The 24,105-nt window shown below is 72.2% G+C and carries 19 protein-coding genes and 1 tRNA gene; 9 read left to right on the top strand and 11 right to left on the bottom strand.

Features of this window, described 5'->3' with window-relative positions; translation table 11 throughout:
- Window positions 1–516: an NUDIX domain-containing protein gene (locus OG272_RS09720; RefSeq protein WP_327730459.1), complete on the bottom strand. Its 516-nt coding sequence runs from the start codon at window positions 514–516 to the stop codon at window positions 1–3.
- Between the two features lie 551 nt (window positions 517–1,067).
- A complete protein-coding gene (locus tag OG272_RS09715; RefSeq protein WP_326583921.1) occupies window positions 1,068–1,970 on the bottom strand; it encodes a DMT family transporter in 903 nt (300 codons plus the stop codon).
- Between the two features lie 306 nt (window positions 1,971–2,276).
- On the opposite strand from OG272_RS09715, the gene OG272_RS09710 reads away from it, so the two are divergent.
- The 3 genes from OG272_RS09710 to OG272_RS09700 all read left to right on the top strand — a co-directional run bounded on the left by OG272_RS09710 (window position 2,277) and on the right by OG272_RS09700 (window position 5,418).
- On the top strand, window positions 2,277–3,932 hold the full coding sequence (locus OG272_RS09710) for an FAD-binding dehydrogenase (protein WP_326583922.1): 1,656 nt from the start codon (window positions 2,277–2,279) through the stop codon (window positions 3,930–3,932).
- An 87-nt stretch (window positions 3,933–4,019) separates the two neighbouring features.
- Window positions 4,020–4,811: a molybdopterin-dependent oxidoreductase gene (locus tag OG272_RS09705; RefSeq protein WP_327730460.1), complete on the top strand. Its 792-nt coding sequence runs from the start codon at window positions 4,020–4,022 to the stop codon at window positions 4,809–4,811.
- Window positions 4,795–5,418, top strand: coding sequence for a cytochrome b/b6 domain-containing protein (locus OG272_RS09700; RefSeq protein ID WP_327730461.1), 624 nt, complete (start codon window positions 4,795–4,797; stop codon window positions 5,416–5,418). The genes OG272_RS09705 and OG272_RS09700 overlap by 17 nt, the downstream gene beginning before the upstream one ends.
- 109 nt (window positions 5,419–5,527) lie before the next feature.
- Here OG272_RS09700 and OG272_RS09695 read toward each other — a convergent pair whose 3' ends face one another.
- Both OG272_RS09695 and OG272_RS09690 read right to left on the bottom strand, forming a co-directional pair.
- A complete protein-coding gene (locus OG272_RS09695) occupies window positions 5,528–6,925 on the bottom strand; it encodes a gluconate:H+ symporter (RefSeq protein WP_327730462.1) in 1,398 nt (465 codons plus the stop codon).
- Window positions 6,926–7,048: 123 nt separating this feature from the next.
- The gene (locus tag OG272_RS09690; protein WP_327730463.1) at window positions 7,049–7,567 is read right to left on the bottom strand and encodes a gluconokinase; all 519 of its coding nucleotides are present in this window, start codon (window positions 7,565–7,567) and stop codon (window positions 7,049–7,051) included.
- Between the two features lie 142 nt (window positions 7,568–7,709).
- Between OG272_RS09690 and OG272_RS09685 the strand changes: the two genes are divergently transcribed.
- A complete protein-coding gene (locus OG272_RS09685) occupies window positions 7,710–8,417 on the top strand; it encodes a FadR/GntR family transcriptional regulator (protein ID WP_326583927.1) in 708 nt (235 codons plus the stop codon).
- 176 nt (window positions 8,418–8,593) lie between these two features.
- Here the strand turns inward: OG272_RS09685 and OG272_RS09680 are convergent, their stop codons facing one another.
- The 4 genes from OG272_RS09680 to OG272_RS09665 form a co-directional block, all read right to left on the bottom strand.
- Complete coding sequence (locus tag OG272_RS09680) at window positions 8,594–9,037, bottom strand: YchJ family protein (protein ID WP_405893083.1); 444 nt, start codon at window positions 9,035–9,037, stop codon at window positions 8,594–8,596.
- A 187-nt stretch (window positions 9,038–9,224) separates the two neighbouring features.
- The gene (locus OG272_RS09675; protein ID WP_327730464.1) at window positions 9,225–10,607 is read right to left on the bottom strand and encodes a M1 family metallopeptidase; all 1,383 of its coding nucleotides are present in this window, start codon (window positions 10,605–10,607) and stop codon (window positions 9,225–9,227) included.
- 77 nt (window positions 10,608–10,684) lie between these two features.
- Window positions 10,685–14,560 (bottom strand): Pls/PosA family non-ribosomal peptide synthetase, encoded by a 3,876-nt coding sequence (locus OG272_RS09670; RefSeq protein ID WP_405893081.1) that lies wholly within the window; start codon window positions 14,558–14,560, stop codon window positions 10,685–10,687.
- Between the two features lie 283 nt (window positions 14,561–14,843).
- Window positions 14,844–14,928, bottom strand: a tRNA-Leu gene (locus OG272_RS09665).
- Window positions 14,929–15,127: 199 nt separating this feature from the next.
- Between OG272_RS09665 and OG272_RS09660 the strand changes: the two genes are divergently transcribed.
- The 3 genes from OG272_RS09660 (at window position 15,128) to OG272_RS09650 (ending at window position 18,002) form a co-directional block, all read left to right on the top strand.
- Window positions 15,128–16,453, top strand: a complete 1,326-nt coding sequence (locus OG272_RS09660) for a M20/M25/M40 family metallo-hydrolase (protein WP_327730466.1) — start codon at window positions 15,128–15,130, stop codon at window positions 16,451–16,453.
- Between the two features lie 218 nt (window positions 16,454–16,671).
- Window positions 16,672–16,905 carry a chaplin ChpH gene (chpH, locus tag OG272_RS09655; RefSeq protein ID WP_326583932.1) on the top strand — a complete coding sequence of 78 codons (234 nt, stop codon included), beginning with the start codon at window positions 16,672–16,674 and terminating at the stop codon, window positions 16,903–16,905.
- Window positions 16,906–17,039: 134 nt separating this feature from the next.
- Window positions 17,040–18,002, top strand: a complete 963-nt coding sequence (locus OG272_RS09650; protein ID WP_405893079.1) for a chaplin family protein — start codon at window positions 17,040–17,042, stop codon at window positions 18,000–18,002.
- 69 nt (window positions 18,003–18,071) lie between these two features.
- Here the strand turns inward: OG272_RS09650 and OG272_RS09645 are convergent, their stop codons facing one another.
- Window positions 18,072–18,260 (bottom strand): DUF5703 family protein, encoded by a 189-nt coding sequence (locus OG272_RS09645; RefSeq protein ID WP_005485166.1) that lies wholly within the window; start codon window positions 18,258–18,260, stop codon window positions 18,072–18,074.
- Window positions 18,261–18,308: 48 nt separating this feature from the next.
- Between OG272_RS09645 and OG272_RS09640 the strand changes: the two genes are divergently transcribed.
- Entirely contained in the window at window positions 18,309–18,998 is a 690-nt protein-coding gene (locus OG272_RS09640) for a hypothetical protein (RefSeq protein ID WP_326583935.1), read from the top strand.
- Window positions 18,999–19,243: 245 nt separating this feature from the next.
- Here OG272_RS09640 and OG272_RS09635 read toward each other — a convergent pair whose 3' ends face one another.
- A complete protein-coding gene (locus OG272_RS09635) occupies window positions 19,244–21,580 on the bottom strand; it encodes a helix-hairpin-helix domain-containing protein (RefSeq protein WP_405893077.1) in 2,337 nt (778 codons plus the stop codon).
- Entirely contained in the window at window positions 21,577–22,560 is a 984-nt protein-coding gene (locus OG272_RS09630; protein ID WP_326583937.1) for an aldo/keto reductase, read from the bottom strand. Before OG272_RS09630 ends, OG272_RS09635 begins: the two co-directional genes overlap by 4 nt.
- A 224-nt stretch (window positions 22,561–22,784) precedes the next feature.
- Between OG272_RS09630 and OG272_RS09625 the strand changes: the two genes are divergently transcribed.
- Window positions 22,785–23,840 (top strand): LLM class F420-dependent oxidoreductase, encoded by a 1,056-nt coding sequence (locus tag OG272_RS09625; protein WP_327730469.1) that lies wholly within the window; start codon window positions 22,785–22,787, stop codon window positions 23,838–23,840.
- Window positions 23,841–24,105 lie beyond the last annotated feature (265 nt).

Below are 24,105 nucleotides of genomic sequence, written 5' to 3'. Positions count from 1 at the left end.
TCACTCCGCGGCCCTGCGCCCCCTCAGTCGCTCGTAGGCCGCCACCCCGTCCGGCACCCACTCCCACTCGTCCAGCCGCCGCTCCACCTCGGCCTCCGCCAGGAACCCGTGCCAGGCGACCTCCTCCACCTGCGGGTGTACCGGCAGCTCGCAGCGGACCTCGTACACGGCCGACCACCACGTCCGTCCGGATCCGTCGTCGTACAGGAACTTGAAGAGCGGGTCGGGGCGCGGCAGCCCCGTGACGCCCAGTTCCTCCTCGGCCTCACGCAGAGCCGCGTCGTCGTAGGACTCGCCCGCGCCGACGACCCCGCCCACGAACATGTCGTACAGCGCCGGGAAGATCAGCTTCGTGGCCGTACGGCGATGCACGAACACCCGCCCCTCGGCGTCCCTGACCAGCACGAACACGGCCCGATGCCGCATTCCCCGGGCGTACACCTCCCCCCGCGGGGCCTGCCCGATGACCTGGTCGTTCTCGTCCACGATGTCGAGGATCTCGTCGGCGGCGCTCATGACTCCATCCAAGCAGGGGCTGGGTCGAGCGGCTGAGTCCGTCCGCGGGTCCGGTGGGGGCTGCTCGCGCAGTTCCCCGCGCCCCTAAAAGACCAGGCCCTGCGGGCCTGAAAGACGACGGGCCTGCGGGATTGGAAGACGATGGCTCTGCGGGTCTGGAAGGCGGCGGGCCTGCGGGTCTGGAAAATCACGGGCCTGCGGGACTGGGAGACGATGGCTCTGCGGGCCTGGAAACGACGGCCCTGCGGGCCGAAAAGCACGGGGCGCAGCCCCTGCTTTTCAGGGGCGCGGGGAACTGCGCGACCAGCCCCCACCGGACCCGCACCCGCCACACCACCCGCACCCCCCGAGCCATGAGGCGCCCACCGCACACCCCCGAGCTACGAGGCACCCACCCGCACCCCCGAGCCATGAGGCGCCCACCGCACACCCCCGAGCTATGAGGCACCCACCCGCACCCCCGAGCCATGAGGCGCCCACCGCACACCCCCGAGCTATGAGGCACCCACCCGCACCCCCGAGCCATGAGGCGCCCACCGCACACCCCCGAGCTACGAGGCGCCCACCCGCACCCCCGAGCTCTCCCGCGTCCCCCCGGCGGAGCCGCACGGCATCGCCGGATGCATCCCGAGCAGCACCACCCCGACGACGATCCCCGCCAGCCCCACCCCCTCCCACGCGAGCGCCCCCGCGTCCATCCGCAGCCGGTCCCCGAGGAACCCCACGCCGCACGCGATCCCCGCCAGTGGCTGCGCGGCGGTGAGCGCGGGCAGGGACATCCGCAGCGAGGCCGTCTCGAAGGCGCTCTGGACGAGCAGCAGCCCGGTCGCGCCGAGGAGTACGACTCCGTACGGCTCCCACGAGGTGAACAGCCCGCCCCACCCGGTCTCCGCGAAGCGCTGCCCGCTGACCCGGGTGAGCGCGTCCTGGACGCCGTAGAGGAGCCCGGCCGCGACCGCCAGGAGCACCGGCGCGGCGCTGAGCCGGGACCGCTTCGCGTACGCCGTGAGCAGGAGCGCGAGCCCCAGCATGACGCCGATGATCAGCCACTGCCGGAAGGGGCCGCCGACCGCCGCCCCGCCCTCCGGCCGCCCGGCGACGATGAACGCGGTGACGCCGCCCGCGAGCAGCACCAGCCCCGCCCAGCCCTGGCGGCCCAGCGGCTGACGGTTCTGCCGGCGGGAGAGGGCGAGCGCGAAGAGGAGGTTCGTGGCGAGGAGCGGTTCCACGAGGGTGACCTCGCCCTGGCTGAGCGCGATCGCACCCAGGGCCATGCCGCACACCATCAGCCCGATCCCGCCGAGCCAGCGCGGCACCCGGATCAGGTCGAGCAGCAGCCGGGGCGAGAGGAAGTCGCCCAGCGGGGCGTGCGCCGCGGCCTGCTGCTGGAGTACGAAGCCGAAGCCCAGACAGCAGGCGGCGCCCACGGAGAGAAGAAGAACGAGAACCGACACGCGGAATACCTCGGGTCGTCGGACGGGCCGCGGCGAGTGTTCCCCGAGGGGCATCCGCTCGGCATCCCTGTCGGAGGGCGATTTGTACCCCGACGGGTGGCCCGATACGTATTCGGGAGACTGTAGCCGCCCCGCCGGGGGCTGTCCGTAAGAGCAGACACATCTCGGCAGTTGACTAGGTCACTCCTTCTGCCGAAGGATCTGATCCCAAAGCTGCTGACCGGCCAGTAACAAAGCGGGGGGCCGTGCCTGGCCTGTTTCGGGCTGCCCTCGCTTGCCCGAACCGTTCCCGAGAGGACGTCCTCCATGTCGTACGACGCAGATGTGATCGTGATCGGGGCGGGCCTCGCCGGGCTCGCGGCGACCGCGGAGCTCGTCGACGCGGGCCGCAAAGTGATCCTCCTCGACCAGGAACCGGAGCAGTCGATCGGCGGCCAGGCGCACTGGTCCTTCGGCGGGCTCTTCTTCGTCGACTCGCCCGAGCAGCGCCGCCTGCGGATCAAGGACAGCCACGCCCTCGCCCTCCAGGACTGGATGGGCACGGCCGCCTTCGACCGCGAGGAGGACCACTGGCCGCGCAAGTGGGCCGAGGCGTACGTCGACTTCGCGGCCGGTGAGAAGCGCTCCTGGCTCCACCAGCAGGGCGTCCGGTTCTTCCCGGTGGTCGGCTGGGCCGAGCGCGGCGGCTACGACGCCAACGGGCACGGCAACTCCGTCCCCCGCTTCCACATCACCTGGGGCACCGGCCCCGGCCTCGTCGAGCCCTTCGAGCGGCGGGTGCGGGAGGGCGTTGCCCGGGGGCTGGTCCAGCTAAAGTTCCGGCACCGGGTGACCGGCCTGTCGCGCAGCGCGGGCGCCGTCGACACCGTCACCGGCGAGATCCTGGAGGCGTCGACCATCGAGCGCGGCCAGGCCAGCAGCCGCGACGTCACCGGCGCCTTCGAACTGAAGGCCCAGGCCGTGATCATCACCTCCGGCGGCATCGGCGGCAACCACGACCTCGTCCGCGCCAACTGGCCCGAGCGCCTCGGCAACCCCCCGGAGAAGATGATCTCCGGCGTGCCCGCGCACGTCGACGGCAGGATGCTCGGCATCGCCGAGGAGGCGGGCGCGAACCTCATCAACCGCGACCGCATGTGGCACTACACCGAGGGCATCCAGAACTGGAACCCCATCTGGGAGAACCACGGCATCCGCGTCCTCCCCGGCCCGTCCTCGCTCTGGCTGGACGCGCGCGGCAAGCGGCTCCCGGTCCCGCTGTTCCCCGGCTTCGACACCCTCGGCACGCTCGAACACATCATGAAGACCGGCTACGACTACACGTGGTTCGTCCTCGACCAGAAGATCATCGGCAAGGAGTTCGCCCTCTCCGGCTCCGAGCAGAACCCCGACCTGACCGGCAAGTCCGTCAAGGACGTCTTCATCCGGGCCCGCGCGGACGTCCCCGGCCCGGTCAAGGCCTTCATGGACCACGGCGTCGACTTCGTCGTCGAGAAGGACCTCGGCTCCCTGGTCCGCGGCATGAACGCGCTCACCAAGGAGCCGCTGATCGACGAGGCCGAGCTGCGCCGCGAGATCGTCTCCCGGGACCGTGAGGTCGCCAACCCCTTCACCAAGGACCTCCAGGTCATGGCGGTCCGGGGGGCCCGCAACTACCTCGGCGACAAGCTCATCCGCACCGCCACCCCGCACCGCATCCTCGACCCCAAGGCGGGCCCGCTGATCGCCGTCCGCCTGAACATCCTCACCCGCAAGACCCTCGGCGGCCTGGAGACCGACCTCTCCTCCCGGGTCCTCACCGAGGGCGGCGACCCGCTGGAGGGCGTGTACGCGGCGGGCGAGGCCGCCGGCTTCGGCGGCGGCGGAGTCCACGGCTACCGCTCCCTGGAGGGCACGTTCCTCGGCGGCTGCCTGTTCTCCGGCCGCACGGCGGGCCGGGCGGCGGCCAAGGCCGTGCGCTGAGCCGGGGACCCGCGTAGGGCTTACCGAATCCTGACGAATATCCGCCGCCACTGGCCCGACCGGGGCGGCGGATGGTCGAATCGATGGGTGAACCCTGAACATCCCGAAGCGCGGCAGACGCCGACGGAGCACCCCGAGGACGAGGACCAGGAAGGCCACGGCGGCCGGGAACCCGAGCGGGGCAAACCCATCGGCCGCCGCATCCTCCTGGGCACCCTCGGACTCGGCGCCCTCGGCGTGGTCTCCGCCCCCGTCCTCCAGCGCGGCATGGAGGCGTTCCTCGGCGAGGCCGCCCAGAAGGACCCCACCGGCCTGACCGGCCTGCTCCCCAACGGCGGCGGCTTCCGCTACTACTCGGTGACGTCGTCCGTCCCCCGCAGGACCGCGAAGAACTACCGCCTCACCGTCGACGGCCTGGTCGACAAGCCCGCCTCGTACACCCTCGCCGACCTGCGGGCCCTCCCGCAGACCCGGATGGTGAAGGACGTCCAGTGCGTCACGGGCTGGCGAGTCCCGGACACCCCGTTCGAGGGCGTACGGCTCTCCGTGCTGCTGGACGCGGCCGGGGTGCGCTCCTCGGCGGGCGCGGTCCGCTTCACCTGCTTCGACGGGGCGTACAGCGAGAGCCTCACCCTGGAGCAGGCCCGCCGCGCCGACGTCCTGGTGGCCCTCCGTATGCAGGACAAGGACCTCAGCCACAACCACGGCGGCCCGGTGCGCCTGTACGTCGCCCCCATGTACTTCTACAAGTCGGCCAAGTGGCTCTCCGGCATCGAGGTGACGGAGAAGGTCGAGCCCGGCTACTGGGAGGAGCGGGGCTACGACATCGACGCGTGGGTCGGCCGATCGAACGGGCGGGACGATGAACCGACGACTTGAGACGCCCCCGGTCCAGGCCGAGCCCCGCGTCCGGCGCTTCACCCCCGCCGAACGCTGGATCCACCGGGTCATGGCGGCCCTGATGGGCGTCTGCGTGGCGACGGCGGCCTGCCTCTACGTCCCCGCGCTCGCCGAACTGGTCGGCCGCCGGGCCCTGGTGGTCACGGTCCACGAGTGGACGGGCCTGCTTCTGCCCCTCCCGGTCCTGGCGGGCCTCGCCTCCCGCGCGTTCCGCGCGGACGTCGGCCGGCTGAACCGCTGGGGCCCGCACGACCGCCTCTGGCTCCGCGCCGCCCGCCGCCGCGCACCCGGCCCGCGCCCCGCCGCCAAGTTCAACGCCGGCCAGAAGCTCTACGCCTCCTGGCTCGCCGGCGCCACCCTCGTCATGCTCGCCACGGGTCTGATGATGTGGTTCACCCACCTCACCCCCCTGATGTGGCGCACCAGCGCGACCTTCGTCCACGACTGGCTGGCCCTGACGATCGGCATCGTCCTGGCGGGCCACATCGGCATGGCCCTGGGTGACCCGGAGTCCCGCCGGGGCCTTCGCACGGGCCTGGTGAGCAGAGAGTGGGCGGACCGGGAACACCCGCTGTGGCGGCCGTAGCGCCGGACACAGCCGGGAGTCCCCGGTCCGGTACCGCCTGGATCACCGGCGTCCCGTACGCCTGGATCACCGGCGTCCTGTACGCCCGGATCACCAGAGTCCGGTACGCCTAGATCACCAGCGACAACAGCAGCACGATCGCCCCCGCCACCACCGAGATGATCGTCTCCATCACCGACCAGGTCTTGATGGTCTGGCCGACGGTCATCCCGAAGTACTCCTTCACCATCCAGAACCCGGCGTCGTTGACGTGGCTGAAGAAGAGGGAGCCGGCGCCGATCGCCAGCACGAGCAGGGCCGTGTGGGTCGTCGACATGTCCGCGGCCAGGGGGGCCACCAGCCCCGCGGCCGAGATGGTCGCGACGGTCGCCGAACCCGTCGCCAGCCGGATCGCCACCGCGATCAGCCAGGCCAGGACGAGCGCCGGGATCGACCAGTCCTCGGAGATCTCCAGGACCATCTGCCCGACCCCGGAGTCGATGAGGGTCTGCTTGAACCCGCCACCGGCGCCGACGATCAGCAGGATGCCCGCGATGGGCGCGAGGGACTTCTCGACGGTCGACCCCAGCCGCTCCTTGGTGAACCCGGCCGCCCGCCCCAGCGTGAACATGCCCACGATCACGGACGCGAGCAGCGCGATCAGCGGCGAGCCGGCCACGTCGAAGATCCGCTGGACCATCTGCTCGGGATCGTCCACGACGATGTCCACCAGCGCCTTGGCCAGCATCAGCACCACCGGCAGCAGCATGGTCGCGATGGTCGCGCCGAACCCGGGCCGCTTCTCCAGCTCCTCCGAGGCACGCGCGGGGATCATGCGCTCGGGGACGGGCACGTCCACCCAGCGGGCCGCGTACTTCGAGAACAGGGGCCCGGCGATGATCACGGTCGGTATCGCCACCAGCAGTCCCAGCGCCAGCGTGACACCGAGGTTGGCCTGCACCGCGTCGATCGCGACCAGCGGACCGGGGTGCGGCGGGATCAGCCCGTGCATGACGGACAGACCGGCGAGGGCCGGGATACCGATGCGCATCAGCGAGTAGTCGCCACGCTTGGCGACCATCAGGACGACCGGGATGAGCAGCACGATCCCGACCTCGAAGAACAGCGGCAGCCCGATCACGGAGGCGATCAGCACCATCGCCCACGGCATCGCCCGTCCGCCGGCCTTCGCGAGGATCGTGTCGACGATTCTGTCGGCGCCCCCGGAGTCCGCCAGCAGCTTGCCGAGGATCGCGCCCAGCGCGATGAGTACACCCACCCCGGCCACGGTCGTCCCGAGTCCGGCGGTGAAGCTCGCGATCGCCTTGTCCAGCGGCGCCCCGGCGAACGCGCCGAGCGCGAGCGAGCCGATGGTCAGTGCCAGGAAGGCGTGCACCTTGAACCTGGTGATGAGCACGACGATGACGGCGATGCCCGCCAGTACGGCGATGCCCAGCTGCGCGTGCCCTGCCGAGGTGATCGGCTCGACGGGGTCCGCTGCCAGCAGCTCGACGTTGAGTCTGGTCACGGTGAATCCTTGTATGGGGGGAAGTTGGGGGAGAGTCGGAGAACGAGAACAGAGGGAACGAAAACAGAGGGACCGAGGCAGAGAGACCGAGGCAGAGAGAACGACAGACGGGGCGACAGGTGTCTACGACGTCGCCGGGTCGAACTCCCGCAGCGCGGTGACCGCCCGCTCGGCGATCTCCTCGGGCGCGCCCGACACATCGACCGAGACACCCGCCTCGTCCGCCTGAAGCGGCTGCAGCGTGGCGAACTGCGAGTCGAGCAGCGCCGTGGGCATGAAGTGGCCCTGCCGGTGGGACATCCGGTCCTCGATGAGCGCACGGTCACCGGCGAGGTGCACGAAGACGACTCCGGGCGCGGCGGCCCGCAGCCGGTCCCGGTACGCGCGCTTCAACGCGGAACAGCTGACCACTCCGCCGAGTCCGGCCCGGCCGTGGGCCCACGCGCCGATGGCGTCCAGCCACGGCCACCGGTCCGTGTCGTCCAGCGGTGTCCCGGCCGACATCTTGGCGATGTTGGCCTCGGGGTGGAAGTCGTCGCCCTCGGCGTACGGAACGCCGAGCCGGGCCGCGAGCAGGGGGCCGATCGTGGTCTTCCCGGTCCCTGCCACGCCCATCACCACGACGACGTGAGGGGTACGCATCACTACCTCGCTGTCTTCGTCGACATCTGGGACGTCACCGACGTCGACGACACTGAAACGCATTAGGTACGACGAATTCAAGCCCCGGACCCAAATAAGTCTGACTTTTTCTCCGGGCTCCCCTCCTCGTACCCTGATCCCCATGAGCACACCGGGCCGAGGGCTGCACGGCCGAGTACTGGAAACCCTCGGACCGGCGATCACGGCGGGCGAGTACCCGCCGGGGAGTGTGCTGCGCACGGACGAACTGGCCCAGACCTTCGAGGTGTCCCGCTCGGTGATGCGCGAGGCGGTCCGCGTACTGGAGTCCATGCACCTGGTCGAGTCCCGCCGCCGGGTCGGCGTGATCGTCCGCCCGTCCGTCGAGTGGAACGTCTACGACCCCCAGGTCATCCGCTGGCGCCTGGCCGGCGCGGACCGCCCGCGCCAGCTGCGCTCGCTCACGGTCCTGCGCTCGGCCGTCGAACCGATCGCCGCGGGGCTCGCCGCGCGCAACGCCACGGCCGATCAGTGCGCCGCGCTCACCGAATGCGCCATCGGCATGGTCGCCCACTCACGCGGCCACAAACTGGAGGGCTACCTCCACCACGACGTCGCCTTCCACCGCCTGATCCTCACCGCCTCCGGCAACGAGATGTTCGCCCGCCTCGGCGACGTCGTCGAGGAGGTCCTCGCCGGCCGCACCCATCACGCCGTCATGTTCGACGACCCCGATCCCGCCGCCGTCACCCTCCACGTCCAGGTCGCCGAAGCCATCCGCGAACGCGACGCCGCCCGAGCCGAACGACTCACCCGGGAAATCACCGTGGGCGCCCTCCAGGAACTGGACATACTGGCACCCAACGGCTAGTCGGCGACGGCCGGTTGACCCAGGAGCTCGACCCGGCCAAGCCGAGCCAAGCCGATACCCCGGATTCGCCCTGCAACCACGGGCCCGTCGGAGCTGTGATCCTGCGGCTGGGGACGACCACCTCGTCCGCTGGTTCGGCAAGGCCGCCGACGGGATCTAGGGGGACCTAGGGGGACCTAGGGGGCTTCTGCCGGGAACTCGCCGTCCACATAGACCCAGGCCCCGTCCACCCGCTCGAACCGGCTGCGCTCGTGCATCGAGCCGCCCCGGTACGAGGCGCGGAAGGTGACCGTGCCGGTGGTGTGGAAGGGGGAACCGTCGTGGGTGTCGAGGATCTCCAGGCCGGTCCAGCGCATGGTCGTGTCGAAGGTGACGTCGGCGGGCCGCGTCCGGGGATGCCAGCTGCGCAGGAGGTAGGCCTCGTCGCGCACGACGAACGCGCTGTAGCGCGACCGCATCAGGGCCTCGGCGGTCGGTGCGGCGGCGGTACCGGAGAGATAGCGGCCGCAGCAGGCCTCGTACGCCTCGGGCAGCCCGCAGGGGCAGGTGCGAGGGGTCGGCGAGGAGACGCGTGAAGCACTCTTCGACCTGGCCTTGGAACCACTGCGGCGCGACGACATGGACGCCATTCTGCCCGCCCCGCGAACCCCGCCCCGCACGGGCCGCGTCGCGGCCTGCACCGAGCCAGCGTCGGCGGGTGGCTCAAGGCCCACGCGTGGGCCCGCGTCGGCAGGCGGCTCAAGGCCCCGGCACGAGCCCGCGTCGGCGGGTGGCTCACCACCCGCGCAGCCCCGCGTCGCGGCCTGCCTACGCCGAGCCCGCGTTCGTCGGCGGATACGGCGGTCGCGCCGGGACCCCGGGGCTTCTCGGTGAGGGCAGCGGCGGGAGGGCGGGCTCCTGGAGCCACGCCCTGAACAGGGCGTCCAGCGGTCCGTCCGCGTAGCGCCCGGCGTGGGCGGTGAAACCGGCCGTCGTGACGGCGCCGCCGCGGTGGACCGTCGCCCAGCCGCGCAGCATCCGGAAGAACGCGTCGTCGCCGAGCGCGCAGCGGACCGCGTGGACGGTGAGACCGCCGCGCTCGTAGAGCCGGTCGTCGAACATCAGCTTGCGGCCCGGGTCGGCCAGCCGGAGATCCTGGGGGAGCGCGGCGAGCTTCTGGTGGGCGGCGGCGGCCAGTTGATGCGCCGTACGGCCGCCGGAGCGCTCCGACCACAGCCACTCGGCGTACTTGGCGAACCCCTCGTTCAGCCAGATGTGCCGCCAGTCGGCGATGGACACACTGTTGCCGAACCACTGATGCGCCAGCTCGTGCGCGACCAGCCGCTCCGAACCCCGCGCCCCGTCCACATGGTTGGCGCCGAACAGCGACAACCCCTGTGCCTCGACCGGGACATCGAGCTCCTCCTCGGTCACCACCACCGCGTACTCCCCGAAGGGGTACGGCCCGAAGAGCTCCTCGAACAGCTCCATCATGGCCGGCTGCCGCGCGAAGTCCCGGGAGAACTCCGTGAGGAGAGGGGCCGGGATGTGGCCGTGCTGCGGCACCCCGCCGGGCCTCGGATCACCCAGCAGCACCGTCTGGTACTTGCCGATCGACAGACCGACCAGATAGCTCGACGTCGGCGCCGACTGCTCGTACACCCACGTCGTCGTGGACGCCTTCGCCGTACGGGTGAGCAGCCGCCCACCCGCCACCACCTGGTACGCGGACGGCGTCGTGACCGAGATCTGGTACGAGGCCTTGTCGGCGGGCCGGTCGTTGCACGGATACCAGGACGGCGCCCCGACCGGCTGGCTCGCCACCAGCGCCCCGTCGGTCAGCTCCTCCCAACCGAGCCCGCCCCAGGGGCTGTTCACCGGCTTGGGGTTGCCCGACCAGTGGACCTCGACCGTGAACGCGGCCCCCGGCCGGATCGGCTTGGCGGGCCGGATGCGCAGCCTGCCGCCCCGGTGCGTGTAGTGCGGCGCCCGGCCGTCGACCCGCACCCGGCCGATCTTGAAGTCGGCGAGGTTCAGCTGGAACTCGGCGAGCGCGACCCGGCCCGCTATGGCGTTGAGCCGCGCGGTGCCCGACAGCCGGTTCGGCCCCGGCCGGTAGTCCACAGCCAGCTCGTACCGATGCACCCGGTAACGGGAATCGCCGTTCGCCGGGAAGTACGGGTCCGGACCCACTGACTGCTGAACCGCCACTGCCGCTTCTGCTCCCCGCTTCGCTCTCGTACGACGTCCATCGTCCCCCGAGTCACCCGACGCCGCACGAGCCGCACTCAGCGGCGCCATGCTTCGATCGGGTTGCCCAGCCACCGCGTGTCGTCGGGAACGGACTCCGCGGCCATGACCAGCGACGCGGGCCCCAAGGTGGTGCGGGCCCCGACCACGCTGCCGGGCAGGACGATTCCGCCGGGGCCCAAGGTGGCACCCTCACGGAGTTCAACAGTATCCGTCCGCAAGATCCGGTCGTGGAAGAGGTGGGTCTGGAGGACACATCCCCGGTTCACGGTGGCCCCGTCGCCGAGCGTGACGAGATCGGTCTCGGGCAGCCAGTAACTCTCCACCCACACCCCCTTGCCGATGCGTGCCCCGAGCCCGCGCAGCCACACGTTCAGCACCGGCGTACCGGGCACCGACCCGGCCAGCCACGGCACGGCCAGCACCTCCACGAAGGTGTCCGCCAGCTCGTTGCGCCACACGAAACCGCTCCACAGCGGATGCTCACCGCTGCGGTGCCGCCCCACGAGCAGCCACTTCGCGACGACGGACACCGCACACGCCAGCACACCCGCGCCGAGCAGCACGACCCCGCCCAGCAGCCACGCCCAGCCGCCCAGCACACTCAGCGCCGCCACCGTCAGCAGCGCCAGGCCCGCCGAGCAGAACACCGGCACGATCCGGCACAGCTCCACCAGGGCCCGCGCCCACAGCAGCCGCGCGGGCGGCTCGTACGTCAGGCTCTGGTCACCGTCCGCGGCCGACCGGGGCAGCTTCACCGGCGGCAGCCCCAGGTACGAGCTGCCCTTCTTGGCCTTCTTCGGCGTCGCCGACAGCACACCGACCAGCCCGCCGTCCGGCACGGAACGCCCCGGCGCGGTCATCCCGGAGTTCCCGAGGAACGCCCGCCGCCCGATCTCCGCCCGCCCGATCCGCAGCCAGCCACCACCCAGCTCGTACGGCGCGGTCAACGTGTCGTCCGCGAGGAACGCCCCGTCCCCGACCGTCGTCAGACTCGGCAGCGCGAGAACGGTGGACACCTCGGCGCCCTTCCCGATCCGCATCCCGAGCAGCCGCAGCCACACCGGCGTGACCAGCCCGGCGTACAGCGGGAACAGCGTCTGCCGCGACCGGTCCATCAGCTGCGTGACCGTCCACGCCTGCCACCCGACCCTGCTGTGCGTGGGATGCGTGCCCTCCCGCAGCCCCCGACTCAGCAGCCGTACGGCGACGAGCAGCAGCAGCGCGTACGCCGCCCCGAACGCGAGCGTCGCCGGCACCAGCCCGAGCGCCGCTCCCCGCAGGGCTTCGCCGAGCCCGGCGTCCGGGGCCACGAACAGACTCAGCACGGTCAGCGCGGCGACCCCGGCGAGCACCGGCAGCGCGGTCAGCCCGACCCCCGTCACGCCGTAGGACATCCGCCAGAACAAGCCCCGCTGCGGCCGCTCCTTGGGCCAGTTCCGCTTCGCCTTGCCCAGCTTGACCGCGGGCGCCCCGGCCCAGCGCTGCCCGGTGGGAACCTGCCCGACGACGGCGGACCCGGGCGCCACCTCGGCCCGCTTGCCGACCCTGGCCCCCGGCAGCAGCATGCTCCGCGTCCCGACGACCGCACCGCCGCCCACCTTGACGGGCCCGACCTCCAGCCGGTCCCCGTCCAGCCAGTACCCGGAGAGGTCCACCTCGGACTCCACGGCCGCACCCCGCCCGAGCTTGAGCATCCCGGTCACCGGCGGCAGTGTGTGCAGGTCGACATCGGCCCCGATCCTGGCGCCCAGCGCCCGTGCGTACCGCTCCAGCCAGACCCCGGTCAGCGAGGTCGCCCCGCTGAACTCGGCCAGCCGCTCGGCCGCCCACAGCCGCAGATGCACGCTCCCGCCGCGCGCGTACCGCCCCGGCTCGACCCCTCGCAGCAGCAGCCGCGCCCCGCCCGCCGCGATCGCCAGCCGCCCCGGCGGTGTGAAGAACAGCACCGCCCCGGCCGCCACGGCCCACCAGGGCGCGGCCGGCAGCCAGGCGTACGGCGCGAGCAGATTCCCGAGCGCTGCCAGCGGGACGACCCACCGCAGACCGAGCAGCGTGAACAAGGGGACGAGCAGCAGGAGCTGGACGAGCCGTGCCCGGACGGGCACGGGTGCCACGGCCCGCCTGGGACCGTCCTCCTCGCCCGACTCCTCCAGATACCGGGCCAGCTTCCTGAGCGTGGGCCGCTGGTAGACGTCCACGACCGCGACGTTCGGGTACCGGCTCCGCAACCGCGTCGTCAGCTGCGCCGCGGCCAGGCTGCCGCCGCCGATCGCGAAGAAGTCGTCCCCCGCGCCGCCGACGGCGATCCCCAGCACCTCGGCCCACTGCTCGGCGAGCCACGCCTCGGTCCCGTACAACTGCTCGGCCGGCCCGGTGGGCTCCAGATCCGCCAACGGCCACGGCAGGGCGTTCCGGTCGACCTTCCCCGACGTCCGGGTCGGCAGCTCCGCCACCGGCGCCAGCAGCGGCACCAGCGCGGCCGGCAGCTCCGCCCGCAGCTTCTCGACGGCCGTCGCGCGGTCCCACCCGTCCTGGGTGACCACGTACCCGACGAGCAGCTGATTCCCGCTCCGCGCGGTCCGAACGGCGGCCGCGGCGCCCGCGACACCGGGCAGCCCCTGCAACGCGGCGTCGACCTCGCCCAGCTCGATCCGCCGCCCGCCGAGCTTGATCTGCTCGTCCGCCCGCCCGAGGAAGACCAGCCCCTCGGGCTCGGCCTTCACCAGGTCACCACTGCGGTAGGCCCGCTCCCAGCCCAGCGACTCCAGCGGCGCGTACTTCTCCGCGTCCTTCTCGGCGTCGAGATACCGCGCGAGCCCGACCCCGCCGATCACGAGCTGCCCACTGCCACCCATCGGCACGGGCTCCCCGGCCTCGTCGACGACCGCCAGCTCCCAGCCGTCGAGCGGCAGCCCGATCCGGATCGGCTCCTCGCCGGACATCAGCGAGGCGCAGGCGACGACGGTGGCCTCGGTCGGCCCGTACGTGTTCCAGACCTCGCGCCCCTCCGTGACCAGCCGCTGCGCCAGCTCCGGCGGGCAGGCCTCACCACCGAAGATCAGCAGCCGTACGTCGTTGAGCGTCTCGGGCTCCCACAGCGCGGCCAGCGTCGGCACGGTCGACACGACCGTGATCTCCTGCTCGACCAGCCAGGGCCCCAGATCGGCACCGCTCCTGACCTGCGAGCGCGGCACCGGCACCAGACAGGCCCCGTACCGCCAGGCCAGCCACATCTCCTCGCAGGACGCGTCGAAGGCCACCGAGAGGCCGGCCATCACCCGGTCCCCGGGCCCGATCGGCTCCTCGGCGAGGAACAGCTCCGCCTCGGCGTCCACGAACGCGGCGGCGCTGCGGTGGCTCACAGCCACACCCTTGGGCCTGCCCGTCGACCCGGACGTGAAGATGATCCACGCGTCGTGCTCGACCCCGGGCCGCGCGGCGGGCGAGTCGGACGCGCCGTCGACGGTCAGCCGGTGCCCGGCCCCGATGACCGCCCGCACCTCCGCCTCCCCGAACACCAGCTCGGCCCGCTCCTCGGGGTCCTCGGCGTCGACGGGCACATAGGCGGCCCCGGCGGCCAGCACCGCGAGGATGGCGACATACAGCTCATTGGTGCCCGACGGCACCCGCACCCCGACCCGGTCCCCGAGCCCGACCCCCGCCGCCCCCAGCCGCCGCCGCAGGTTCTCCACCTCGACCGCCAGCGCGCGATAGGTCAGCCGCAGCTTCCCGTCGTCCAGCGCGGGCTCGTCCGGGTACGACCGCACGGACGCCTCGAAGACGTCCACGAGCGTGCGCGGGGAGGCCGCGGCACCGGCCGAGAACCGCGCCGCCCCGACGAACCCCCCGGCTCCCTCCGCCAGCTCTCCGTCGAGCAGCGTCAGGTCAGGACTCTCGTATACGGCGGCCATCGGATCCTCGCCTCTCGAACCCGGACCATCCGGGGGCGCCGGCGGGCCCGCAGGTCTGCCTGGGGATATTTCCGTACCGGTACCGAACAAGCCCAATACTCTAGTGCTCGGGTGACTACGGCCTGTCGTGTCGGCCAAGCGGGGGCGTCCGCCGGGCGACTCGGAGGGGCGAGGGTGAGGGACGTGACCTGGGGTTTTTCCGGTGGGGAGAGACGTCGCCCACATTTCGTCGGGGTAAACGCCCGAAGGCCGCGACCCGAGGGTCGCGGCCTTCGCCACTATGTGTCCGAGGGGGGACTTGAACCCCCACGCCCGATAAAGGGCACTAGCACCTCAAGCTAGCGCGTCTGCCATTCCGCCACCCGGACAAGGTGTCTGTCGCGCGGGGTCTCCCTCGCGGCGACGAAGGAAACATTACCAGGCTTTCGAGGGCCCCCGATCACACCCCGGCCCCCGTCCGGCCGGGCGTGAACGGCTTGTGACGGGCCGGTCCCGGTCTTGGGGCGAGCGGTCGGGCAGGAGGAGGATGAGGGGGAACCACCAGCAGCGACAGCGGGAGGAACCAGCGTGAGTGAGACGGACACGGGCAGGCGCGTGACCGGCGAGGACGAGGTCGTCGACCTCTGCCGCGAGCTGATCCGGATCGACACCAGCAACTTCGGCGACCACTCGGGCCCGGGGGAGCGCAAGGCCGCCGAGTACGTCGCCGAGAAGCTCGCCGAGGTGGGGCTCGAGCCGCAGATCTTCGAGTCGCACCCGGGCCGTGCCTCGACGGTGGCCCGCATCGAGGGTGAGGACCGGTCCCGGCCCGCGCTGCTCATCCACGGCCACACCGACGTCGTACCGGCCAACGCGGCGGACTGGACCCACCACCCGTTCTCCGGCGAGGTCGCGGACGGCTGTGTCTGGGGCCGGGGCGCGGTCGACATGAAGGACATGGACGCGATGACGCTGGCGGTCGTCCGCGACCGGCTGCGCAGCGGCCGCAAGCCCCCGCGCGACATCGTGCTCGCCTTCCTCGCGGACGAGGAGGCCGGCGGCACGTACGGGGCGAAGCACCTCGTCAAGAACCACGCCGACCTCTTCGAGGGCGTCACCGAGGCGATCAGCGAGGTCGGCGGGTTCTCGTTCACCGTGAGCGAGCAGCGGCGGCTCTATCTGATCCAGACGGCCGAGAAGGGCATGCACTGGATGAAGCTGACCGTGGCCGGCACGGCTGGCCACGGGTCGATGATCCACCGGGACAACGCCATCACCGAGCTGTCGGAGGCCGTCGCGCGCCTCGGCCGCCACCAGTTCCCGGTGCGGGTCACCAAGACCACCCGGGCCTTCCTCGACGAACTCGGCGACGCCCTCGGCACCGAGCTCGACCCGGAGGACATGGAGGGCACCCTCGCCAGGCTCGGCGGTATCGCCAAGCTCATCGGCGCGACCCTGCGGAACACCGCCAACCCCACCCAGCTCGGCGCCGGCTACAAGGTCAACGTCATCCCGGGCGAGGCCACCGCGCATGTCGACGGACGGTTCCTGCCCGGATTCGAGGAGGAGTTCCTCGCCGACCTCGACAAGATCCTCGGCCCCGAGGTGCGGCGCGAGGACGTGCACTCCGACAAGGCACTGGAGACCTCCTTCGACGGGGCGATCGTCGACGCCATGCAGTCCGCGCTGCTCGCCGAGGACCCGGCCGCGAAGGCGGTCCCGTACATGCTCTCCGGCGGTACGGACGCCAAGTCCTTCGACGACCTCGGCATCCGGGGCTTCGGCTTCGCGCCGCTCAAGCTGCCGCCGGAGCTGGACTTCGCGGGCATGTTCCACGGCGTCGACGAAAGGGTGCCGGTGGAGGGGTTGAAGTTCGGCGTGCGCGTGCTCGACCGTTTCATCGACGCGTCCTGACCTTCCACGACGGGACCTTGATCGTCTCCGACCGCTCCCTCATCGCCTTTGTTCTGTCCGGAATCGCGTGCTGAAACGAGACTCCACTATTCGGCAGCGCGTACGAAGATCGACCGTGACGGGTGAATCGGACCATAAGCTCGTAGCTCCATTACCTCCTCCTCGTTACAGGTGGTGTGACTCGCTACTTGGGGTCGCTTTGCCTACAAGGAGGAATAATGATCAAGAAGGTCGTCGCCGCTGCGGCTGCCACTGGTGGCCTGGTTCTCGCGGGCGCGGGTCTGGCCGTCGCCGACGCCGGGGCCCAGGGTGCCGCCGTCGGCTCCCCGGGTGTCGCGTCCGGCAACGTCGTCCAGGTGCCGGTTCACGTCCCCGTGAACGTGTGCGGCAACACGATCTCGGTGATCGGGCTGCTGAACCCCGCCTTCGGCAACACCTGCATCAACAAGTGACGTTGCGCCTCACCTCCGGTGAGGGGCTGAAGTAACCGTCGGCCCCGGAGTGCGCGCCATGCACTCCGGGGCCGCTCGGTCTCGGGACAAGGTGTGAAAGATCAGAACACAGGGCTAAGGCAGGTAATTCAGCAATGCGACAGGTCACCCGCAAAGGCCTCATCACGGTGGCGGCCGCGTCCGGCATGTTCGCCGCCGCGGGCGGTGCAGCGCACGCCGACTCCGGTGCGCAGGGCTCCGCCGGCAACTCGCCCGGAGTGCTCTCCGGCAACACCGTGCAGGCGCCGGTGGAGGCCGAGGTCAACGTCTGCGGCAACACGGTGAACGTCGTCGGGCTGCTCAACCCGGCGGCGGGCAACAAGTGTTCCAACGGCGGAGGCGGCAAGCACGCCCGCGTCGGCCATGACGGCGAAGGCCACGGTTCCTCGCACGGTGGCTCCCAGGCCCGCGGTCACGCATCCGATTCACCGGGCGTGGCCTCCGGCAACCACGTGCAGGCTCCCGTGCACGCGCCGGTCAACGTGTGCGGCAACAGCGTCAACGTCGTCGGCGTCGGCAATCCGGCCGCCGACAACGACTGCTACAACGGCGGGGGCGGGGGCGGAGGACACCACGGCCACGGCGGCCACGGTTCCTCGGACGGTGGCTCCCACGCGGACGGTCGCACCAGCGGCTCGCCGGGCGTGGCCTCCGGCAACCACGTGCAGGTTCCGGTCGATGTGCCGGTCAACCTGTGCGGCAACAACATCAGTGCGATCGGTATCGGCAACGGGGTCACGGGCAACGACTGCGGGAACTCGGGCGGCGGAGCGGCGCACGAGAATCCGGGCGGCGGCCACCAGAACCCGCCGGGCGACTCCGAGGAGGCGTCCCCGCAGGTACCGGGCGAGCCGGGTGAACCGGGCACACCGGGCGGTGAGGCCCCCGGCGGTGACACCAACACCCCGGGCACGCAGACCGTCACCCAGCCCGGTGGCGTCGCGCAGCTCGCCCAGACCGGCGGTGACCTGCCGCTCGGGCTCACGCTTCCGGTGGGCGCGGGCGCACTGATCGGGGGCGCCCTGATCTACCGCAAGGCACGGGCCGCCGCTCTGTAGCCGGACCGGCACACCCGAAACGGAGCGGGCCCCGCACCAGCGGGGCCCGCTCCGTTTCACTCCGCCCACTCACCACGTGGCGCGCACCTGGCGGATGATCCGTCGGCGCAACCGCACCCTGCGGCTGCCGTCACGCAGCAGGCTCAGTCGGTCCAACTCCCAGTGTCCGTACTCGGCATGGTCCGTCAGCAGGCGTGTGGCGTCCTTGCGGGAGACCCCGCGCGGTACGTACACGTCGACAAATTCGTATTCCGGCATCGGTATCTATTGTGCGGGCTGGGGCCCGGTACGGATAGCGTCTGCACTATGTCTGATGCTGCGCAGCCCACCGCTGCCGAGGTACGCGCCGCCGCCGAGGCGGTCAAGACCGCGCTCGACCGCCACCTGGCCGCGGTCGAACGCCGGTCGGGGGAGGACGACCCGGCCGTCTACGAGGCGTTCAACGAGCTGGCCGCGGCCGCCGAGGAGTACGACGAACTGCTCTACGACCGCTATGACGAGGTCACCCCCTTCGAGATCCCCGGCACCGAGGAACTGCCTCCGTACACCGGCCCCGAGGAACCCAGCGCGCTCAGTGTGCTGATCCGCCGGGACTACACGGTGGCCGAGCCGCAGCGGCTGCTGGCACAGGCGCAGCGGGTGGAGGCGGCCGAGGAGCCGGCCGTCGCCGACGGGGTGGCGAGCACGGTGCACGGGGCCCTGGGCCTGCTCTTCGGTGAGTTCGAACCGGACGAGATCGCCTCCCGGCACAAGGAGTTCGGCCTGGAGGAGGGCGACTCCACGCTCTGGGTGACCGCCGCGGACGACACCGCCGAGCCCGGCGAGTGGCTGGAGGCACCCTTCGAAGGGGTCGATCCGCAGAGGGTCGTCTGCCGCTTCGACGTCAGCGCGGTCTTCGACGACGAGCCGGATGACGACGACCTGGACGACGACCTCGCGCTCGAAGCGGAGCTGGACGAGGACGGGGAACTCGAACCGCTGGACGCTGACCGGTAGCGGTTACGGGGCGCCCAGTAGCTCGGGGCGTCCGTCGGCGGGCGGCCGCGGGTTGTTCGTGGTTGCTCGCGCGGTTCCCCGCGCCCCTGAAAGACGGCCCTGCGGGCCGCTCCAGGGGCGCGCGCATGCATGGCCCGTGGTGCGGGCCGTCGTGCCGCTGGGGCGGCACCGGTGGGCGCAGGCGGCATCCCGTCAGCGCCGGGGCCGCGTGACCCACCCCCGCCCAGCCCCACCCCGCGGCATGATCACTCGGCCGCCGGCACCTGAGCCGTCAACAACACCGGCAGCCGTGTGGTGCGAGGCTTCGCGGGAACCTCTGCGACCGCCCGGGGCAGGGCCTGCTCCACACCGTGCACCACGGACAGGTGCCGCTCGGCGCGTCCGAAGGCCGTGTAGACCCAGGGCCGGGTCAGCGCCTGCGCGGCGTCTCCCGGCAGTACCACCACCGCGGCCGGCCACCGATGCCCCACGGCCTGGTGTGCGGTCAGCGCCCACCCGTGCCGCACGGTCTGCTCCACCCGTTCCTTCGGTACGACGACGGCCGCGCCCGCACACTCCAGGTGCAGGCCCTCGGCGTCGGCCTGCACCACGCGCCCGGGTGTCGTACGGCCCGGCGCGGGGGAGTAGGCCACACGGTCTCCCGGGTCGAACCCGCCGAAACGGCCCGGACCGGGGTTCAGCCGCTCCTTGAGCGCGGTGTTGAGCGCACGCGTACCGGCCGCGCCACCATGCCCGGGGGTGATCACCTGCACCTGCTCGGCGGGAATCCCGAACGCCCTCGGCACCGAGTCCACCACGAGCTGAGCGGTCCGGTGCACCGCCTCGCCCGCGTCCCGCACCGGCACGATCACGACCTCCTTGCCGGGCGCCTCGACCTGGTTCAGCTCGCCGATCCCGATCCCGGAGACCAGTTCCCCGACGGGCCCGGGGTCGGGCGTCCGCGAGGCGACCTGCGGGCAGGCGCGGGCGGCGAGCAGATCCGTGAAGACCCGGCCCGGCCCGGCGGACCACAGCACCCCCGGGTCGCCGCTGAGCACCAGCCGGGCCCCGTCGGGCAGCGACTCGGCGAGCAGGGCCGCGGTCTCGACGTCCAACTGGGGCGCGTCCAGCACCACGAGAAGGTCGAGGTCGAGCGCGCCGTCCGCGTCACGGCCGGGCCCCTCGGCGCCGGACAGCAGACCCGCGAGGGTCGTCACGACGGTGTCGCCTCCCTCGGCGGAGCCCAGTTGGGACGTGAACCGTCGGACCCCGTCCGCGCTGTGCGTCGCCGCGTACGCCCGCACTCCGAGCGCCCGGGCGGCCGTGACCAGCGCAGCCGGTTCCGCGCGGGCCGCCTCGCCGCCGGTGTGCAGCACGAGCCCGTGTCCGGCGACGGCGCGGATCAGCTCGGCGGCGGGGCGCGGTGCCGACGCGGCCGCCGAGACCCAGTCCGTCGGGTCCTCCTTGGGAAGGGAGTTCATGACACGGGCGAGTCCGTCGGCGAGGCTCTCCTCGGCGAGGGCGTAACGCTCCAGACCGATGAGGACGCGGACCGGGCGCTCTTCCTCCGCTTCGGCGTCCTCGGTGTCGGGGCCGCCGGACGCCGTGGCGGGCGGAGACGCGGAGCGTGTCGCGGTCGGCGCGTCGTCGAGCGCGTCCTGGAAGACCAGGGCCTCGCCCTCGGCGACCGTGCTGCGGACGGCCTCGTCGGGGTCGGGCACGGAGCGCTGGGCGAGCGCGGCGGCCAGGGCCGGGGCCTCCAGCGCCGTGTGCCCGGCGACGGCCGCCTGCTCCAGCAGCCACACGGTGACCGCCCGGCCCCGCCGCTCGTCGTCCGGGACGCACTCCGCGCCGAGCAGCGCCCGCGCGAACCCGTCGGCCTGCTCCGGCCGTACGCCCGGAACCCGCAGCAACTGCCAGGGATCCTCGCGCAGTCGGGCGCCCGCGCCCTCGCCCAGCGCCTCGGCGACCTGCGGCACCAGTGCCTCGGGCGCGCCGCCCTCGGCCAGCACCGCGCGCACCGCGTCCACCGTCTCGCCCGAGGGGGCGACCGCGGTGGCCGCCGGCGCCGCGGGCTGCGGTCGCCGCACCGGCTCCGGCGCGGGCCTGCGCGGAGCGGGCTCCGACCCGCCGAAGGCAGTGGCCGTGGGCTTCTCGCCGCCCTCCACGGCCCGTACGGCGGCCAGCAGATCGGCGGCCGTGCCGCTGAGCTTGGCCCCGCTCGTGATCGGCGCCCTCTTCTCCGCCTTGCGCCGCTCGATCCGCTCCCGCTCCAGCCGCTGAGCCGCCAACTCGGCCTGCGCCTCGGACACATCGGAAGCGGCTTCGCCGCCGGCGCCCTCGGCGGCGCCCGCCGACTCACCGTCCGCCGCCGTCGGGGTGTCGTCGCCCGCGTCCTGGTCGCCGCCCGCAGCACCCGCGCCACCCGCTGGGCCGCTCTCGGCGGCCTCGCCCTCGGCCGTGGCCCCGCCCTCCGGCGTCGCCGCGAGGGCGGCGCTCCGGTCGTCGGGCGCGCCGCCGGGCGCGTCGGTGCCGTCGGCGGGCGTCCCGTCGCCCCGTCCCCCCGGCTCGTCCGTCTCCGTGGTCGCGGGCTCCGTGCTCACAGCGTGCTCCAGTCGTGATCGGGATAGCGGTGCACGGGCGCCGACACGTCGTCGAGAGCCCGGCAGATCTCGTCAGGAAGACTAAGGGTCTCCACTGACAATGCCCCCGTGAGCTGCAGCGCGTTGCGCGCGCCGACGATGGGCGCGGCCACGCCGGGCCGGTCGCGCACCCAGGCGAGGGCCACCTGGAGCGGGGTCACCGCGAGACCGTCCGCGGCGGTCTGCACCGCCTCCACGATGCTGGTCGCCGTCTCGTCGAGGTACGGCGCGACGAACGGCGCCATGTGCTCCGAGCCGCCCCGTGAGTCCGGGGGCGTGATGTGGCGGTACTTGGCGGTGAGCACCCCGCGGCCCAGCGGCGAGGAGGGGAGCAGCCCGACGCCCAGGTCCAGCGCGGCGGGCAGCACCTCGCGCTCGACGCCGCGTTGCAGCAGGGAGTACTCCAACTGCGTACTGGCCAGGCGGGTGCGTATCCCCGGGGCCGCGAGCTGCCAGGTGGCCGCCTTCGCGAGCTGCCAGCCGCAGAAGTTGGAGACGCCGGCGTAACGGGCGCGGCCGCTGCTGACGGCCAGGTCGAGGGCCTGGAGCGTTTCGTCCAGCGGGGTTCCGGGGTCGTAGGCGTGGATGTGCCAGACGTCGACGTAGTCCGTGCCGAGGCGGGCGAGGGAGGCGTCCAGGGCGGCGAGGAGATGGCCGCGGGAGCCGTCGAAACGGCGGTCGGGGTCCGGGACACTGCCGGCCTTCGTGGAGATGACCAGGTCGCGGCGGGGCACCAGTCCGTCCATCAACTGCCCGAGCAGATACTCCGCCTCGCCGTCCCCGTACACGTCCGCCGTGTCGACGAGGGTGCCGCCCGCCTCCCAGAACAGCTTCAACATGTCCGCGGCGTCATGCTCGTCCGTGTCGCGGCCCCACGTCAGGGTGCCGAGCCCGATCCGGGACACACGCAGGCCGGTACGGCCGAGATGCCTCTGCTCCATGCACGCCGACATTACTGGCCGGAGTTCGTGGAGTGGGGGCCTGTGGACAACCGATTTCCCCGGGGCGCGTTCGTCGACTCCGGGCGCGCCCCATGCCGTTGAGGGGCGCGGGGAACCGCGCGACCGGCCACACCCCACCCGCACTCGCCCCACGGCCCCGTCCCCCCCGGTAGGGTCGGCGGCACAAGGGACGTTACTGATCGGTAAGGGGAAGGCGGGTCTATATGAAGCTCGGGATCAACCTCGGCTACTGGGGCGCCGGAATGGACGGGGACAACCTGGCCGTGGCCCAGGAGGCCGACCGGCTGGGATACGCGGTGTGCTGGGCGGCGGAGGCGTACGGCTCGGACGCCGCCACCGTGCTCAGCTGGGTCGCCGCGAAGACCGACCGTATCGACGTGGGCTCGGCCATCTTCCAGATCCCGGCCCGTCAGCCGGCGATGACCGCGATGACCGCCGCGACGCTGGACTCGCTCTCCGGCGGCCGCTTCCGGCTCGGCCTCGGCGTCTCCGGACCGCAGGTCTCCGAGGGCTGGTACGGGGTCAAGTTCGACAAGCCGCTCGCCCGCACCCGCGAATACGTGGAGATCGTCCGCAAGGCGATGACCCGCGAGCGTCTGTCGCACGACGGCGAGCACTGGACGCTGCCGCTGCCCGGCGGCCCCGGCAAGCCGCTGAAGCTGACCGTGCACCCCACCCGTGAGCACATCCCGCTGTACATCGCCGCGATCGGCCCGAAGAACCTGGAGCAGACCGGCGAGATCGCCGACGGCGCCCTGCTGATCTTCCCCTCGGCCGCACACCTGGAGGACACGGCAGTCAAGTACCTGCGGGCCGGGCGGGAGAAGGCCGGCAAGACCCTCGACGGGTTCGACGTCTGTCCGACCCTGCCCCTCGCCGTCGGCGACGACAAGGACGTGACGACGCTCGCCGACACCTTCCGCCCGTACACCGCGCTGTACGTCGGCGGCATGGGCAGCCGCAAGCAGAACTTCTACAACCAGCTCGCCCAGCGCATGGGATACGAGAAGGAGGCCGCCGAGATCCAGGACAAGTACCTGGCCGGCGACAAGGCCGGTGCCGCGGCCGCCATCCCGCACGAGCTGATCGACCAGACGACGCTGCTCGGTTCCGTCGAGCGCATCGCCGACCGGATGAAGGCCTACGCCGAGGCCGGGGTCACCACGCTCACCCTCGCCCCGGCGGGCTTCACCCTGGACGAGCGGATCGCCTCGCTCCGGGCCGGCTCCGAGGCCATCGAGCTGGCCGGGCTCGCGTAACCCGAACGGCGCAGCGGCCGGCGAGAGCGGGAATCCGCCGAACGGCGGGATCGAACAGCGGGTTCGAAAAGTACTACGGCCGTGGTGGGGGCTCGGGGGTCTTCCCCGCCACGGCCGTCATCGGGGACAACGCGGCGCGGCCCGCTCGGTTACGCGTCCGCGCCGCCCCGGCATCCTTCGTTCGGCGGATTTGTCCGACACAGCTGTTGCCCGGCTCCGTGTACCCCATTTGACTCGTTTTCTGCAGGACCCTGCCAGGACCCCT

This window comes from Streptomyces sp. NBC_00104, assembly GCF_045160825.1.
Lineage (GTDB): Bacteria > Actinomycetota > Actinomycetes > Streptomycetales > Streptomycetaceae > Streptomyces.
This window is presented reverse-complemented; position numbering and strand designations above follow the sequence as displayed.

What these genes read in the sequence shown, in the direction of transcription:
- OG272_RS09720 (WP_327730459.1), bottom strand. Translation starts at nt 516, where the DNA reads ATGAGCGCCGCCGACGAGATCCTCGACATCGTGGACGAGAACGACCAG.
- OG272_RS09710 (WP_326583922.1), top strand. Translation starts at nt 2,277, where the DNA reads ATGTCGTACGACGCAGATGTGATCGTGATCGGGGCGGGCCTCGCCGGG.
- OG272_RS09700 (WP_327730461.1), top strand. Translation starts at nt 4,795, where the DNA reads ATGAACCGACGACTTGAGACGCCCCCGGTCCAGGCCGAGCCCCGCGTC.
- OG272_RS09690 (WP_327730463.1), bottom strand. Translation starts at nt 7,567, where the DNA reads ATGCGTACCCCTCACGTCGTCGTGGTGATGGGCGTGGCAGGGACCGGG.
- OG272_RS09685 (WP_326583927.1), top strand. Translation starts at nt 7,710, where the DNA reads ATGAGCACACCGGGCCGAGGGCTGCACGGCCGAGTACTGGAAACCCTC.
- OG272_RS09680 (WP_405893083.1), bottom strand. Translation starts at nt 9,037, where the DNA reads ATGTCGTCGCGCCGCAGTGGTTCCAAGGCCAGGTCGAAGAGTGCTTCA.
- OG272_RS09670 (WP_405893081.1), bottom strand. Translation starts at nt 14,560, where the DNA reads ATGGCCGCCGTATACGAGAGTCCTGACCTGACGCTGCTCGACGGAGAG.
- chpH (WP_326583932.1), top strand. Translation starts at nt 16,672, where the DNA reads ATGATCAAGAAGGTCGTCGCCGCTGCGGCTGCCACTGGTGGCCTGGTT.
- OG272_RS09650 (WP_405893079.1), top strand. Translation starts at nt 17,040, where the DNA reads ATGCGACAGGTCACCCGCAAAGGCCTCATCACGGTGGCGGCCGCGTCC.
- OG272_RS09645 (WP_005485166.1), bottom strand. Translation starts at nt 18,260, where the DNA reads ATGCCGGAATACGAATTTGTCGACGTGTACGTACCGCGCGGGGTCTCC.
- OG272_RS09640 (WP_326583935.1), top strand. Translation starts at nt 18,309, where the DNA reads ATGTCTGATGCTGCGCAGCCCACCGCTGCCGAGGTACGCGCCGCCGCC.
- OG272_RS09630 (WP_326583937.1), bottom strand. Translation starts at nt 22,560, where the DNA reads ATGGAGCAGAGGCATCTCGGCCGTACCGGCCTGCGTGTGTCCCGGATC.
- OG272_RS09625 (WP_327730469.1), top strand. Translation starts at nt 22,785, where the DNA reads ATGAAGCTCGGGATCAACCTCGGCTACTGGGGCGCCGGAATGGACGGG.